General features: G+C 68.7%; 9 protein-coding genes and 2 pseudogenes. 5 read left to right on the top strand and 6 right to left on the bottom strand.

The window, feature by feature from the left end; translation table 11 throughout:
• Nucleotides 1-84 precede the first annotated feature (84 nt).
• Nucleotides 85-1,214: pseudogene (locus tag ACQP26_RS19645) on the top strand (IS701 family transposase).
• Nucleotides 1,215-1,627: 413 nt separating this feature from the next.
• Here ACQP26_RS19645 and ACQP26_RS19640 read toward each other — a convergent pair.
• A pseudogene (locus ACQP26_RS19640) lies at nucleotides 1,628-2,026 on the bottom strand (transposase); the annotation flags it as partial.
• A gap of 202 nt (nucleotides 2,027-2,228) precedes the next feature.
• Here ACQP26_RS19640 and dnaE point away from each other — a divergent pair.
• The gene (dnaE, locus tag ACQP26_RS19635; protein WP_433493626.1) at nucleotides 2,229-5,765 is read left to right on the top strand and encodes a DNA polymerase III subunit alpha; all 3,537 of its coding nucleotides are present in this window, start codon (nucleotides 2,229-2,231) and stop codon (nucleotides 5,763-5,765) included.
• A gap of 841 nt (nucleotides 5,766-6,606) precedes the next feature.
• On the opposite strand, the gene ACQP26_RS19630 is transcribed toward dnaE, so the two are convergent.
• The 4 genes from ACQP26_RS19630 to ACQP26_RS19615 all read right to left on the bottom strand — a co-directional run bounded on the left by ACQP26_RS19630 (nucleotide 6,607) and on the right by ACQP26_RS19615 (nucleotide 11,224).
• Complete coding sequence (locus ACQP26_RS19630) at nucleotides 6,607-8,049, bottom strand: GH1 family beta-glucosidase (RefSeq protein ID WP_269705241.1); 1,443 nt, start codon at nucleotides 8,047-8,049, stop codon at nucleotides 6,607-6,609.
• Nucleotides 8,046-8,945, bottom strand: coding sequence for a carbohydrate ABC transporter permease (locus tag ACQP26_RS19625; protein ID WP_091427581.1), 900 nt, complete (start codon nucleotides 8,943-8,945; stop codon nucleotides 8,046-8,048). Before ACQP26_RS19625 ends, ACQP26_RS19630 begins: the two co-directional genes overlap by 4 nt.
• Before the next feature lie 10 nt (nucleotides 8,946-8,955).
• Entirely contained in the window at nucleotides 8,956-9,888 is a 933-nt protein-coding gene (locus ACQP26_RS19620) for a carbohydrate ABC transporter permease (protein WP_433493625.1), read from the bottom strand.
• A gap of 64 nt (nucleotides 9,889-9,952) precedes the next feature.
• The gene (locus tag ACQP26_RS19615) at nucleotides 9,953-11,224 is read right to left on the bottom strand and encodes an ABC transporter substrate-binding protein (RefSeq protein WP_433493624.1); all 1,272 of its coding nucleotides are present in this window, start codon (nucleotides 11,222-11,224) and stop codon (nucleotides 9,953-9,955) included.
• A gap of 266 nt (nucleotides 11,225-11,490) precedes the next feature.
• Between ACQP26_RS19615 and ACQP26_RS19610 the strand changes: the two genes are divergently transcribed.
• The 3 genes from ACQP26_RS19610 to ACQP26_RS19600 all read left to right on the top strand — a co-directional run bounded on the left by ACQP26_RS19610 (nucleotide 11,491) and on the right by ACQP26_RS19600 (nucleotide 13,976).
• On the top strand, nucleotides 11,491-12,504 hold the full coding sequence (locus ACQP26_RS19610; protein WP_433493623.1) for a LacI family DNA-binding transcriptional regulator: 1,014 nt from the start codon (nucleotides 11,491-11,493) through the stop codon (nucleotides 12,502-12,504).
• 510 nt (nucleotides 12,505-13,014) lie between these two features.
• Nucleotides 13,015-13,398 (top strand): VOC family protein, encoded by a 384-nt coding sequence (locus tag ACQP26_RS19605; protein WP_269705244.1) that lies wholly within the window; start codon nucleotides 13,015-13,017, stop codon nucleotides 13,396-13,398.
• A complete protein-coding gene (locus ACQP26_RS19600) occupies nucleotides 13,395-13,976 on the top strand; it encodes a GNAT family N-acetyltransferase (RefSeq protein ID WP_433493622.1) in 582 nt (193 codons plus the stop codon). The genes ACQP26_RS19605 and ACQP26_RS19600 overlap by 4 nt, the downstream gene beginning before the upstream one ends.
• 7 nt (nucleotides 13,977-13,983) lie before the next feature.
• On the opposite strand, the gene ACQP26_RS19595 is transcribed toward ACQP26_RS19600, so the two are convergent.
• On the bottom strand, nucleotides 13,984-14,721 hold the full coding sequence (locus tag ACQP26_RS19595; RefSeq protein WP_433493621.1) for a hypothetical protein: 738 nt from the start codon (nucleotides 14,719-14,721) through the stop codon (nucleotides 13,984-13,986).
• Between the last annotated feature and the right edge of the window lie 201 nt (nucleotides 14,722-14,922).

The following is a 14,922-nucleotide window of genomic DNA, read 5'->3' as shown; positions in this document are numbered from 1 at the left end:
ATGCGCTCACGGGCAATGCCTTCACCGAGTTCCGAGGCGTCCCTTAGTACTGCAACGGCAGTTACGGATCCCGTGTAGTAAATGATGTCTGCCGTGACGGCGGCGGAGGTCGACGCGTGGGCGGCGAAGTTGGACCGGTTGCACGCGCGGATCGGAGGTCGGTTTCGGCGGCGGAGGCGCGGGCTCGGGTCCGGCAGTAGCTGTGCGGGCTGGCCGCCGGGTTGGAACGCAAGAACGGTTGGACCCTGGCGGAGCGTGCGGGTGAGGTGTCAGCGACGGGATGCAGCGGTTGCTGCGGTAGGCGGACTTGGGACGCCGAGGCGGTCCGGGATGACGTGCGGGACTACCTGATCGAGCACCTCGGCGGCCCGCAGGGCGTGCTGATCGTCGACGACGCCGGCTTCCTGAAGAAGGGCGTGCGGTCGGCCGGCGTGGCCCGGCAGTACTCCGGCACCGCCGGCCGGGTCGAGAACTGCCAGGTCGGTGTTCCTGGCCTACCGCTCAGCCAAGGGGCACGGCTGATCGCCCGGCAGTTGTACCTACCCACGACATGGACGGATGACCGTGAACGCTGCCGGGCATCCGCGACGACGTTGAGTTCGCGACCAGCCGCAGATCGCCAAGACCATTCTGGCCCGGGCCCCGGATGCCGGGACGCCGGTCGGGTGGGTCACCGCCGACGAGGCCTACGGGCAGGTCAAGAGCCTGCGGGTGTGGTGGAAGACCGTGACGTCGGCTATGTGCTGGCCACTCGCCGCAACGACGACATGATCACCGCCACGATGGGCACCTGCCGTGCCGACGAGCTGATCGCGGCGCTGCCCGCCCAGGCATGGTGCCGGCTGTCCGCCGGCCCGGGCACGCACGGCCCCCGCGACTACGACTGGGCCCGCGTGCCGGTGCGGATCTGCTGGCGGCCCGGCCGCGGGCACTGGCTCCTCGCCCGCCGCAGCATCACCACCGGCGAGATCGCCTACTACGTCTGCTATGGACCCCGCCGCACCCGCCTGATTGACCTAGCCCGCATCGCCGGCAGCCGCTGATCGAGGAGTGTTTCCAGCAGGCCGAGCAAGAAGCCGGCCTCGACCACTGCCAGGTCCGCGACTGGCGGGCCTGGCACGCCCCACATCACCCTCGCCATGCCCACCCACCCCTGGCTCCCCGCCGCCAAAACCCTTACGGCAAAGGGGGAACCGCCACTGGCAAGGACATGATGATCGCCTAACCGTACCGGAGATCCGCCGACTCATGGTGTCCCTGATCCTCACCGCCCCGCCATGCCCGACACGTATCTGGGCCTGGTCACACTGGCGCCGCCGACGCCAACACCAAGCCCGTACCAGCCACTACCGCCACCGCGGCTACCCGCCTTAACTGCCGTTGCAGTATGGAATCGCTCAGGCAACCAGGAGGCCTTCGTGTCCCACACAATGCAGCTTTGACTTCTTGTACACGTCTTCGCCTGGCGCGTCTGATCGTGGACCAGGGGTGGCCGGTCGGCGGTGCGGCGGGACGCTATGACGTGTCCTGGCCGACGGCGAAACGGCGGGCGGCACGCTATGCCGAACTCGGCGCGGACGGGATCGCGGATCAGCCGTCGCGACGGATCTGTCCGTGCCTCAGCCCGCTTGGCCGACAACGACAGGACCAGGTGATCGACCCCGCTCAGGCGCCTTGCCGTTTCCGCACGATCCGCGGCTCGAACGTGCCCGCCGCGTGCCGCGGAACGTGGACCTCGAATGGCCCGACGTCGGTGAGCACGGTCTTGGTCCGGCTATCGTTCCGGGTGTTCCGCTACCCCGACCGGCAGGTCGTGCTTGTCGTAGCTGACGTGGTCGGTGATCTCCCCGCCCAAGGCCTACTCGATGACCCGCTTGGTGCGCTGGTGCAGCAGCCCGCTCTCGCCGGTGAGCTTCAGCCCGTCACCACGAGCCCGGCCGACCAGCATCGCGATCAACTGTTCCTCCGTGACCGCACTCACCGGCTCCACGGCCGGCTCCTCCTGCGAGGTGATCTCGGTCGTCATCTGGCGTCTTCTCGCTCAGTCGATCGATCAGTCGCTATGTGTGCAGTCCCGGACGCGAGGGGGATTGGAAGCCGGGAGCCGCAACCCTCCTGAATAGTGGGCATGGCATCCGTGCGCATGCGCAGCAGGCCATGGTGAGGCCTGTAAGGTAGGTGCCCGGCTGACTCCGACCGACCAATAGGCCAGACCCCGGGGGCCACGTATGGGTAATTCGTTCGCGCATCTGCACGTGCACACTGAGTACTCGATGCTCGACGGGGCGGCCCGGCTGAAGGATCTCTTCGCCGAGGTCAGCCGGCAGGGGATGCCGGCGGTGGCGATGACCGATCACGGCAACATGCACGGCGCGAACGACTTCTACAGGCAGGCCATGGCCGCCGGGGTGAAGCCGATCCTTGGAATCGAGGCGTATGTGGCGCCGGAGTCGCGTTTCCACAAGCAGCGGGTGCGGTGGGGCCGGCCCGAGCAGAAGAGCGATGACGTCTCCGGCAGCGGCGGCTACACCCACATGACGGTCTGGGCGGCGAACAAGATTGGCCTGCACAACCTGTTCTCACTCACCACCCGGTCGTACACCGAAGGCTTCTTTGTCAAGTGGCCCCGGATGGACGCCGAGATCCTCGCCGAGCACGCGACCGGGCTGATGGCGACCACGGGCTGCCCATCGGGGGAGGTGCAGACCCGGCTGCGGCTGGGCCAGTTCGATGAGGCGCTGAAGGCTGCGGGTAGGTACCAGGAGATTTTTGGGAAGGACAACTACTTCCTGGAGATCATGGATCACGGCATCCCCATCGAGCACCGGGTCCGCGCGGAGTTGCTGGAGATCGGCCGTAAGCTGTGTATCCCGCCGGTGGTCACGAACGACTCGCACTACACGCACGAGGCGCAGGCCGAGGCGCACGACGTCTTGCTGTGTGTGCAGACCGCCTCGAACGTCTCTGATCCGAACCGGTTCCGCTTTGACGGCAGCGGCTACTACATCAAGTCGGCCGAGCAGATGCGCGCGGTCGACTCGTCCGAGCTGTGGCAGCAGGGTTGCCGCAACACCCTGCTGGTCGCCGAGAAGGTCGACCCGGCCGGGATGTTCGAGTTCCACAACCTGATGCCGCGGTTCCCGATCCCGGAGGGCGAGACCGAGGAGTCCTGGTTCCGCAAGGAGACGTTCGCGGGGTTGAAGCGCCGCTTCCCGAACGGCATCCCGGAGGGGCACGTCGTCCAGGCGGAGTACGAGCTGGGCGTCATCATCCAGATGGGCTTCCCGTCCTACTTCCTCGTGGTCGCCGACTTCATCCAGTGGGCGAAGAGCCAGGGCATCGCGGTCGGTCCGGGCCGTGGCTCGGCCGCCGGCTCGCTGGTCGCGTACGCCCTGGGCATCACCGACCTGGACCCGATCCCGCACGGCCTGATCTTCGAGCGGTTCCTCAACCCCGAGCGCATCTCGATGCCGGACGTCGACATCGACTTCGACGAGCGCCGGCGCGGTGAGGTGATCCGCTACGTCACCGACAAGTGGGGCGAGGACAAGGTCGCGCAGATCGCCACCTTCGGCACCATCAAGGCGAAGGCCGCGATCAAGGACTCGGCGCGGGTGCTCGGCTACCCGTACGCGGTGGGCGACCGGATCACCAAGGCCATGCCGCCCGCGGTGATGGGCAAGGACATCTCGCTGTCCGGCATCTTCGACCCGAAGCACCCGCGCTACGCCGAGGCCGGCGAGATCCGCGGCCTCTACGAGTCCGACCCGGACGTCAAGAAGGTCATCGAGACCGCGAAGGGCATCGAGGGCCTGATCCGGCAGACCGGAGTGCACGCCGCCGGCGTCATCATGTCCGCCGAGCCGATCATCGAGCACATCCCGCTGATGCGGCGGGACTCCGACGGCGTCATCATCACGCAGTTCGACTACCCGACCTGCGAGTCGCTCGGGCTGCTGAAGATGGATTTCCTCGGCCTGCGCAACCTCACGATCATCGACGACGCGGTCAAGAACATCCAGCTCAACCACGGCCAGGAGCTGGACCTGCTGGGCCTGCCGCTGGACGACAAGGCGGCCTACGAGCTGCTGGCCCGCGGCGACACCCTGGGCGTGTTCCAGCTCGACGGCGGCCCGATGCGCTCGCTGCTGCGGTTGATGAAGCCGGACAACTTCGAGGACATCTCGGCCGTGCTGGCGCTCTACCGGCCCGGCCCGATGGGCGTGGACTCGCACACCAACTACGCGCTGCGCAAGAACGGCCTCCAGGAGATCACGCCGATCCACCCGGAGCTGGAGGAGCCGCTGCGCGAGATCCTCGCTCCCACCTACGGCCTGATCGTCTATCAGGAGCAGGTGCAGCGCGCCGCGCAGATCCTCGCCGGCTACACCCTCGGCCAGGCCGACCTGCTGCGCCGGGCCATGGGCAAGAAGAAGAAGGAGATCCTCGACAAGGAGTTCATCCCGTTCCGGGACGGCTGCCGCGAGCGCGGCTACTCCGACGAGGCCATCCAGGCGGTGTGGGACGTCCTCGTCCCGTTCGCCGGCTACGCGTTCAACAAGGCGCACTCCGCCGCGTACGGGCTGGTGTCGTACTGGACCGCGTACCTCAAGGCGCACTACCCGGCCGAGTACATGGCGGCGCTGCTCACCTCCGTCGGCGACGACAAGGACAAGATGGCGCTCTACCTCTCGGAGTGCCGCCGGATGCGCATCCAGGTCCTCCCGCCGGACGTCAACACCTCGGCCGGGCCGTTCACCCCGGTCGGCGAGGACATCCGGTTCGGCCTGGCCGCCGTGCGCAACGTGGGCGCGAACGTGGTGGCGGCCATCATGCGGTGCCGGGAGGAGAAGGGCGAGTACGCCGACTTCTACGACTTCCTGTCCAAGGTGGACGCGGTGGCCTGCAACAAGAAGACCATCGAATCGCTGATCAAGGCGGGCGCCTTCGACTCGCTGAAGCACACCCGCAAGGGCCTGCTCGCCGTGCACGCCGACGCCATCGACGCGTACGCCGACGTCAAGCGCAAGGAGGCCGTCGGCCAGTACGACCTGTTCGGCGCCGGCTTCGGCGACGTGGACAGCGGCGCGGGCAGCACCACGGTCATGCCGGTCATCGGCGAGAGCGAGTGGGACAAGCGGGACAAGCTCGCCTTCGAGCGCGAGATGCTCGGCCTCTACGTCTCCGACCACCCGCTCTTCGGCCTGGAGCACGTGCTCGGCGCGGCGGCGGACACCACCATCGCCGCGCTGTCCGAGGAGGGCACCGTGCCGGACGGCGCGGTGGTCACCCTGGCCGGCATCCTCTCCGGCGTGCAGCGCCGGGTCACCAAGCAGGGCCGGGCCTGGGCCTCGGCCACGCTGGAGGACCTGGCCGGCGGGGTGGAGACCCTCTTCTTCCCCAACACCTACGAGGTGATCGGGCAGTACATCGCCGAGGACGCCATCGTGGTGGTGAAGGGGCGGGTCGACCGCCGCGACGACACGCCGCGGATCATGGCCATGGACATGTCCATGCCGGACATCAGCAGCAACCCGGCGAACAAGCCGGTCACCCTCACCATCCCGGTGCACCGCTGCACGCCGCCGCTCGTGGAGAAGCTCAAGGAGACCCTGGTGCTGCACCCGGGCGACACCGAGGTGCACGTCAAGCTGCTCAACGGCGGCAAGGTCACCACGCTGCGCCTCGGCCCGTTCCGGGTGGCCGCCACCACCGCGCTGATGGGCGACCTGAAGAGCCTCCTCGGCCCAGCTAATGTCAGCTGACCGTCACCAAGATCGCTGGATGCTACTGGCTCGATCATGTGCGGTGACCTCTTCGGCAGGCTCGAAGAGGTCACCGGAGCACCTAGACTTGTGTGAGCTTCAAGGTCTTGGCGATCGTCATCGGCGGTGGGGCAATAGTTCGTGTTGCCCCTCGGACACCAACTGAATCCCAACGGTGCGCGGCAAGGTCAACACTTGCCCGCACCGTCTGCGTTTCCGGGTCGTACGACAGGTGCAGCCCGAGGCTGCGGTAGACCTCCAGTTTGTGTTCCGGCTGTGCGTTCCGCAGGGCGGCCACGAGGTCTCCGAGTTCGCGAATCGCGCCGCCGGTCCCGCGGCGGCAGTTTCTGAGGATTCCTGAACCTTCGACTGCGACCGCCGCCACCGCGTGAGGTCCCATTGGCGAGTTGGCCGAGGACGGGCTGAGCAGGCAGCCGCACGAACCTCGTCGACGGAGTCGGTCAGCAGGAGCCGCCGGTCCGGTCCGGGGGCCTGCGTCCACCACCGTGCGAGGGTGGCCCGGACCGGCGGGTCAGGGTCCGTGGCGAGCCGGGCGAGCAGATCGGCCGGTACGTCGTCGCGTTCGGCGAGGTGTCTCCGTACCAGCGTGTCCGGATCGTCGATGAGTCGCTCGTGCAACTCGCGGGGCGCGCCACGGGCGCCGACAACCAGGGCAGCCCGGACGGCGGGATCGGCGTGGGCGGCCGGCCGCATCCGGACGGCGTTCGGCAACTGGCGGTTGGGCGCCTGACGGGTCAACCAAACCGACTCCACCGAACCGGGGCGGTTCGTTGCCGGGTGACCGCGCATACCGTTGCCGCCACGAGCCGCGGGCGGCGCTTCAGGTGGAGGTGCGTTCCCGCCACGCCCGCAAGCGGTCACGCAGCCAGTGGTAGCTGGCCTTGGGCGTACGGGATCCGGTGCCGTAGTCGACGTGGGCCAGACCGAAGCGGGGCCCGTACCCGCGGGCCCACTCGAAGTTGTCGATGAGCGACCAGTAGAAGTACCCTCGCAGATCGAGCCGGTCGTCGACGGCGGCCGCACGGGCCGCCGCCGCCAGGTGCCCGGCCACGAACGAGATCCGTTCCGGGTCCGGCTCGGGTCCGTCCCGCAGGTCGGCGCAGCCGTTCTCCGTCACGTACACGGCAGGCAGGCCCGGGTAACGGTCCGCGAGCCCGGTCAGGGTGTCGAACAGCCCTTGCGGCTCCACCGGCCAGCCCAGGTCGGTGGTGGGCAACCCGTCCGGCCGTAGCTGCCGGACCCCGATGTCGAACGCGCTGCGCAGCGCCGGGTCGGGCTGCTCGTACGGGGCGTCGGCGACGTGCACCCGGTAGTAGTAGTTGACACCGAGGAAGTCCAGCGGCGTGGAGATCACCGCCAGGTCACCGTCGCGGCGGAACGACAGATCGCTCACCCCGGCGTAGAGCCGCTCGAACCCGGACGGGTACGCGCCGCCCAGCACCGGATCCGTGAACTGCCGGTTGAGCATGAGGTCCTGCCGATCCGCCGCCGCCCGGTTGGCCTCGGTATCGCTGGCCGGCACGGCGGGGGAGAGGTTGAGCGCGATGCCGACGCGCGCCCGCGGGCCGGCGGCGGACCGGACTGCGGCGACCGCCCTGCCGTGCCCGAGCAGCAGGTGGTGGGCGGCGGCCAGGGCACCATGTCCTTCGGCGGCGCCGGGAGCGTGCCGGCCCTCCGCGTAGCCGACCATCGACGAGCAGTACGGCTCGTTCAGCGTGATCCAGTCCTGGACCCGGTCACCGAGGACGCCCGCCACCGCGGCGGCGTACTCGGCGAACCACTCGGCGGTGTCCCGTACCCGCCAGCCACCCTCGTCCTCGAGCGCCTGGGGCAGATCCCAGTGGTACAGCGTGACGAACGGCCGGATGCCGTGCCCGCACAGGGCGTCGACGAGCCGGTCGTAGTAGTCGAGGCCTCGCCGGTTCACCGCGCCCCGACCGGCCGGCATGACCCGTGGCCAGGCGACCGAGAAACGGTAGGCGTCCACGCCGAGGCCGGCCAGCAGGTCCACGTCCTCCCGCCAGCGGTGGTAGCTGTCACAGGCGACCGAGCCGGAGGTGCCGTCGTCGACGGCACCGGGGCGGCGGCAGAAGGTGTCCCAGATCGACGGCCCGCGGCCGTCCTCGTCGACCGCACCCTCGATCTGGTACGCCGCGGTGGCGGCACCCCAGCTGAAGCCGGCCGGCAGGTCCGGCAGATCCGGCAGCTCGGGCAGGTCCGGCCGGGTTGCGGCCGCGGCGGCGCCTTGGGATGTGGTGGTCATCCCTTCACCGCCCCCTGCATGATGCCGTCGACGAGATGCCGGCCGAGGAGCATGAAGACGACGAGGATCGGCAGCGTGGCGAGCAACGTGCCGGTCAGCGTCAGGGTGTAGTCGGTGGTGTAGCCGCTGGCCAGTGCGGAGAGCGCCACCTGCACGGTCGCGTTGTTCTGCAGCACGACCAGTGGCCAGAAGAAGTCGTTCCACGCCTGCATGAAGGTGAACAGCCCGAGCACCGCCGCGGCGGGGCGGGCCGCCGGCAGGACGATGTGCCAGTACAGGCCGAACGTGCTGGACCCGTCGACGCGGCCGGCCTCCAGCAGTTCGTCGGGTACGGCGCGGCCGAGGTACTGGGTCATGAAGAAGACGCCGAACGCGGTCACCAGCCCGGGCACGATCACGGCGGTGAGGCGCCCGGTCCAGCCGAGGTCGGCCATCAGGATGTACAGCGGGATGATGCCGAGCTGGTGCGGCACCATCGAGGTCGCGATGGCCACGACGAGAAGCGCCTTTCGGCCTCGGAACCGCAGTTTGGCGAAGGCGAACCCGGCCAGGGTCGAGAAGAACACCACGGAGACGGTGATCGAGCCGCTGACGATGAAGGAGTTCACCAGGGCTCGGCCGAAGTCGGTCGTGTCGAACACGCGCGCGATGTTGTCGAAGAGGTGCCCGCCGGGCACCAGGGCCGGCGGCACCTTCGTGACGGCGTCGCTGGTCTGCGAGGACACGACGATGGACCAGTAGAGCGGGAAGACCGACCCGGCCACGACCGCCAGCAGGGCGCCGTAGCTCCAGACCGAGCCCTTGCGTGGGTACCCGAAGCTCCGGCGCCGGTGGGACCGGCGTGGCGGCGGCGAGGGTGTGGTGCCGGTCTGAATGGGGTCCGCGAGGGTGGTCACGGCGTTCTCCTCAGTCCTCGTCCTTGGCGATGCGCCGGATGAGCAGGAAGTTGATGATCGCGAAGATGGCGATGACCAGACAGAGCGTCCAGGCGACCGCCGAGGCATAGCCGAAGCGGAACTCCCGGAACCCCTGCTCGTACATGAACAGGGCGACGGTCTGGAACTGCCGGTCGGAGCCGCCGGTGGGCGTCTGGGAGCTGGCGAACAGCAGGGGTTCGGCCATGATCTGCAGGCCGCCGATCGTCGAGATCACCGTGGTGAAGATGATCGTCGGCCGCAGCATCGGGACGGTGATCCGCCTGAACTGCTGAGCCTGCGACGCGCCGTCGAGGTCGGCGGCCTCGTACAGGTGGTGCGGAATCGCCTGCATCGAGGCGAGGTAGATGAGGGCGTTGTAGCCGGTCCACCGCCAGGCGACGATGAACGAGATGGCCAGGTGGGAGCTCCAGGTGTTGGCCTGCCAGTCGATCGGGCCGATGCCGACGAGGCCGAGCGCCCAGTTGACCATGCCGAAGTCGCGGCCGAACAGCTGGGTGAAGACGATCGTCACCGCCACGATCGAGGTGACGTTGGGCAGCAGCACACCCATCCGTAGCGCGGTGCGGGCCCGCAGCCGGTGGTTGAGCAGGTGGGCGATCCAGAGCGCGGCGAGCAGTTGCGGCACGGTGGACAGCACCCAGATGCTGAGTGTGTTGCCCAGGGCGTTCCAGAAGTACGCGTCCTGCAGCATCTCGCGGTAGTTCGCGAGGCCGACCCAGCGGTGCGACCCGGAGTCGAGCAGGTCCCAGTCATTGAACGAGACGTACGCCGTGTACAGCAGCGGGAACAGCCCGAACGCGCCGAACAGCAGGAAGAACGGCAGGATGTAGAGGTAGGGCGAGCCCTTGGTGTCGAGCCGGCTCAGGCCGGCCCGCCGGGCCTGGTGGAGGTAGGTGGCCATCGTCGATCCTTCGTCGCCGGGAGCCGCCGGCGGTCAGGGGCGACCGCCGGCGGCGCGGGTCGAGTTACTTGGCGAGTCGCTCGACGTCGCTGACCATCTGCTTCCAGGACTCGTCGGAGCTTTGCTTGCCCTGTTCGATGCGGACGAGCGCGTCGCGGATGGTGGTCTGCACGTCTCCGGCTCGCGGGCCCTGGTACTGGGGCTTGAGCTGCTTCGCCGCGGTGGTGAAGAGCTGGCCCACCGGTGCGTTGTTGAAGAAGGCGTCCTTGTACTGGGCAATGTCGGGCTTGTCGTACAGAGCCGGGATGGACGGCAGGTTGCCCCGCGCGGTGAACACCTTGGCCTGCTGTTCCGGGGCGGTCAGCCACGCCGCGAGCTTCTTGGCCTCCTCGGTGTGCTTGCCCTGCTTGGGAACGGTGAGGTACGAGCCGCCCCAGTTGCCGCCGCCGCCCGGGACGCTCGCCACGTCCCACTTGCCGGCGGCGTGCTTCGCCTGGTCCTTGATCTTGGTCATCATCCAGGCCGGACACGCGATGGTGGCGAACTGGTCCTTCGCGAAGCCGTTGTTCCACTCCTGCGAGCTGCCGATCAGCTTGGCCGACAGGTTGCTCTGGATCGCCTTCACCGTCAGGTCCCAGGCCTTTCGGACATCGGGGCTGGTGCCCACGACGATGGCGTTGTCCTCGCTGTAGTACCCGACCGGGGCCTGGCCGATGATGGCGTTGAACAGTTGGCCTCCGCCGTCGAAGAAGGCGCTGCCGGCCGGGGCGTTCGCCGCGTACCGCTTGCCGAACTCGATGTACTGGTCCCAGCCGCTGCCCCAGGCGGCCGACACCTGGTCGCGGTCGAACGGCACGCCGGCCTTCTCGAACAGGTCACGCCGATAGCAGATGGCCAGGCCGCCGACGTCGGTGCCGTACCCGATCTGCTTGCCGTCCTTCGCCAGCGACGCCGCCCACTTCCAGTCGAGGTACTCGGACTGGCGGTCTTTGCCCAGGTCGACGAAGAGGTTGCCCCGCTCGCGCATCTGCGCGATGAAGCCCGTGTCGACGCCCTCGATGTCGCCCGCGCCGGAGCCGGTGGCCAGGTGGGTGATCAGGTCGCGATGATGGTCGTTGTAGGCGGCCGTGCGCTCCTGGATCGTGATGTTCGGATGCGCCTTCTGGTACTCGGCGTACAGGTCCTGGTACCCGAAGTTGCCGAACAGGTTGACATTCAGGGTGATCTTTTCGTTGCCGCCGCCGGAGCCTCCCTCGGTGCCGGTGCCACACGCGGTCAGCAGTACTCCGGCGGCCAGGGTGGCCGCCGCCAGTCGCAACAGTCGTTTTGGGTGCATGCCAGGGAACCCTTTCGTGCGATGTAACCGGTTACCTGAAACCGGTTACATTGTCGGCGAGCGATGGTGGTGGAGGTGGGTGGAGTTGGATGAAGATCGGATGCCGGCCGAGTTGCGGGTGACCGCCGGCGAGCGCCTTTCCTGGGAAGTGTGAACGGGTTCGGCTATGGGGTGTCAAGTTACGAAAAGGTAACGGTCGATGCGGGTTGACCGGCGGACATCGCTGGCGCTACGGTCGTGAAACCGGTTACAGAGAAGGCACCACATTGACCACTATCAGGGAGCTGGCGCGCCGCTCCGGCGTGTCCGTCGCCACCGTGTCCCGCGTCTTCAACACCCCCGAGGTCGTCAGCCAGCACACCCGCCAGCGCATCCTCGACCTGGCCGCCGAGATCGGCTACCTGCCGAACGGGTCGGCCCGGACGCTCGCCACGAAGAAGTCCAACATGGTGGGCCTGGTATGGGACACCGACCATCGCCGCCCTGGGTGGCGCCACCCATTCCTGCAGGAGATCCTCGTCGCGCTCAAGACGGCGCTCAGCGCGCACGGGCTGAACCTGCTCATGCTCGCCGGCCACGACGCGGCGGGGCCCGACGACGGGCAGCGATACGTGCGCGCCGTCCGCCAGCACAACCTCGACGGCGCGGTCATCATCGACAACGGCACCCGGGACCCGGCCGTGCTCGCCCTCGTCGAAGCCCAGGTGCCGTGCGTCGCTCTCGACCTGCGGGTCGACGGTCCGACGTCGACCTACATCACCTCGGACAATGCCGGCGGCGCGGCGCTCGCCGTGCGCCACCTCGTCGAACGCGGCCACCGGCGCATCGCCACCATCACCGGCCCGCTGCGAACCTGGCCGGGAGCCGAACGGCTCGTCGGCTTCCGGGCCGCGCTGGCCGGGGCCGGCCTGCCGCTCACCGACGGCCACGTCGTCGAGGGAGACTTCTATCTCGACGGCGGTCACGCCGCGATGGACCGGCTGCTCGCCCTCGACGACCGCCCTACCGCAGTGTTCGTCGCCGGTGACGAGATGGCTGTCGGCGCGATGCGGGCGGCCCAGGCGGCCGGCCTACGGATCCCCGACGACATTGCGATTGTCGGCTTCGACGACATCGAGGTGGCCGCGCTGATCCCGCCCGGGCTCAGCACCGTCGCCCAGAACAAGCCCGGCTTCGGCACGGCCGCCGCCGATGCGCTGGTCGCCATGCTGCACGGCGGCGACGACCCGCCCAAGCCGACCGTGCTGCCGACGACGCTCGTCGTCCGCGGCACCACCTGACCCGAAACGCGACGTCGGCGCCGTCCCGCTCTGGATCGTGCTGCTGCTCGCGGTCGCTGTTGCCGGAGCCGCTGTCACCGACCCCGCAACCGGGCCTGCCTCGAGCGTCACACCCGTGCCTGGGCGAGGTCGGGTCCGGCGGTGGCTCGAATGATCCGGGGCCAGGTCCATGCGGCGCGCAGGATGAAGGGCAGAGGAGCGGGTCCCACAGTTCGAAGTCTTGACGGCGGCCATCGGGCGATGTAACGAAGGGGTCTCGTCGCCCGCGCTGAGATCGACTTCAGCGCGCACCGTTTGTGTTTCAGGCTGGTAGGTGAGCCGAAGGCCGAGTTGACGGTAGACCTCGGCCTTGTCCGCGGGGTCGGCGTCGCGATGGGCGACGGCAGTGTCGCCGAGGTCGTCACCATGCCTGTGATTTCTGCTCGGCCCATGCGGCGTGGGCTGTTGCCCGCGATCGGGTCAAGATCTGCCGTAGGTGTGGTTTCCGCTGCGGCGGGGTACGGGCCGGGTATGGCGTGCAGAATCAGCGAGCTTGTGCTCGACGCGCATGACCCGCACCGACTCGCGACCTTCTGGTGCGGCGTGCTGGGCTTCACCGTGTTGACGCACGAAGAGGACAGCGTGGAGATCGGCCCTGGTGAGGGGTTCGGCGGGGCGCAGCCCACGATCGTGTTCAACCGTACGGACAACCCCAAGCGGGAGAAGCTGCGGTTGCACATCGACGTGAGCGCCACCGACCAGGATCAGGCGGCCGAGTTCGAACGGCTCCGCGAACTGGGCGCCCGTCCGGTCGACGTGGGGCAGACCGGGGAGGAGACCTGGCACGTGCTCGCCGACCCGGAGGGCAACGAGTTCTGCCTGCTGGACGGCAAGGTGGAGCCGGTGACGTCGTGAGCCGGGCGAAGGGCGGGCGCAGCCGGACCGACGAGCTGGCGTGCCACCCCCTGACCGAGGAGCGCTGGCCGGACCTGCTGCGCCTGTTCGGCGACCGAGGTGCCGCCAACGGCTGCTGGTGCATGTTCTGGCGGCTGCGTCGCAGCGAGTTCGAGGCGAACCGCAGTCCCGGTAACCGGCGTGCGCTGCGCGAGTTGGTGCGGTCCGGCGAGGTGCCGGGCGTACTCGGCTACCGGGACGACGAGCCGGTGGGGTGGTGCTCGGTGGCGCCGCGCGAGGAGTACGGCTCGCTGGAGCGCTCGCCGAAGTACCGCAGGACCGACGAGACCCCGGTTTGGTCGGTAGTCTGCTTCTTCCTGGCCCGGGAGCACCGGGGCAAGGGAGTCGCGGCGGCCCTGCTGGACGGTGCGGTGACGTACGCCGGGCAGCAGGGCGCCACGGTGGTGGAGGGCTACCCGGTGTGCGGCGACGACGGCTCGCACTACATGGGCACCGCCTCCCTGTTCGAGAGGTGCGGCTTCACGCAGGTGCGCCGGGTGGACGAACGCCGCGCCGTCTACCGCCGCCAGGTGGGCTGACGGACCGTCACACCGGGCGCAGTCGCTGCTCCCAGAGCTTGTGGTGGTACGGCTGGTGGTAGCGGTGGTATTCGGCCAACTGCGGGTCGTTGTCGACAGTGCGCGCGTACTGCCGTGGCGCGCGGGAGAACCCGCTGCTGGCGGCGGCGGCCTCGTGCCAGCGCTCGGTGCGCTGCCACTGCCGTGGCGTCCCCGGCTGCCAGCGCAGCGCCTCGGCGTCGAAGGGGATACCGACCCGCGCGCAGTACGCGGCCACGGTGTCGGCCGGCCGGTCGATCAGATCGTCGGAGTCGATGACCACGGGCGCCTCGCCGGTCGCCTCGGCGACCGCGTCGTAGATCTCGTGCAGCCGCGCGAAGCCGATGTCGTCGCGGGACACCTCCGGGTTCAGGTGGGCGTGGGACTCGATCACCTCCCGCGGGTCCCGGATGATGAAAGTGTGGACTCCGTCGCGGAGGAAGGGTTTGTCGTTCAGTAGTTCGGGGTAGTAGAAATCAGTTGTGTCCTTGAAGAAGACGCGCCCCGGCAATTCCTTCAAGGTGGACAGCAATTCCTTCTCGCTCGTCACCTGACGGTCCAGCACGGTTGCAGAACCGAAGTCCATGACGTGTGAGAACGGCTCGTGCAGGACGGCGAAGTCGCCCCTCTCCATCATCATCCGTTCGAACGCAGTGGAACGGCTGCGAGGCGCGCTCCACATGGTGAGCATCATCCGCTCGGAGGCGTATCTGCTGGTAGAGCCCATCGGCGCGGTCCTTCCCGGCTCGTGGTGACCGGTCCCCGGCTGGCGGGCGCCACCCGTCGTCCCCGGTCGGATCAGGGTCGAACCTACTTCCCCCAAGGGGCGCACGCGCGCCCGGAATTCATATTCCGGGTCCATTTACCAGTTTCGCTTACCGGCGTGTGCGCGAGACGTAGCCAGGCGGTCCAAACTCCCTCTGACAGC

This window comes from Micromonospora sp. CA-248089 (genome assembly GCF_050948515.1).
Lineage (GTDB): Bacteria > Actinomycetota > Actinomycetes > Mycobacteriales > Micromonosporaceae > Micromonospora.
This window is presented reverse-complemented; position numbering and strand designations above follow the sequence as displayed.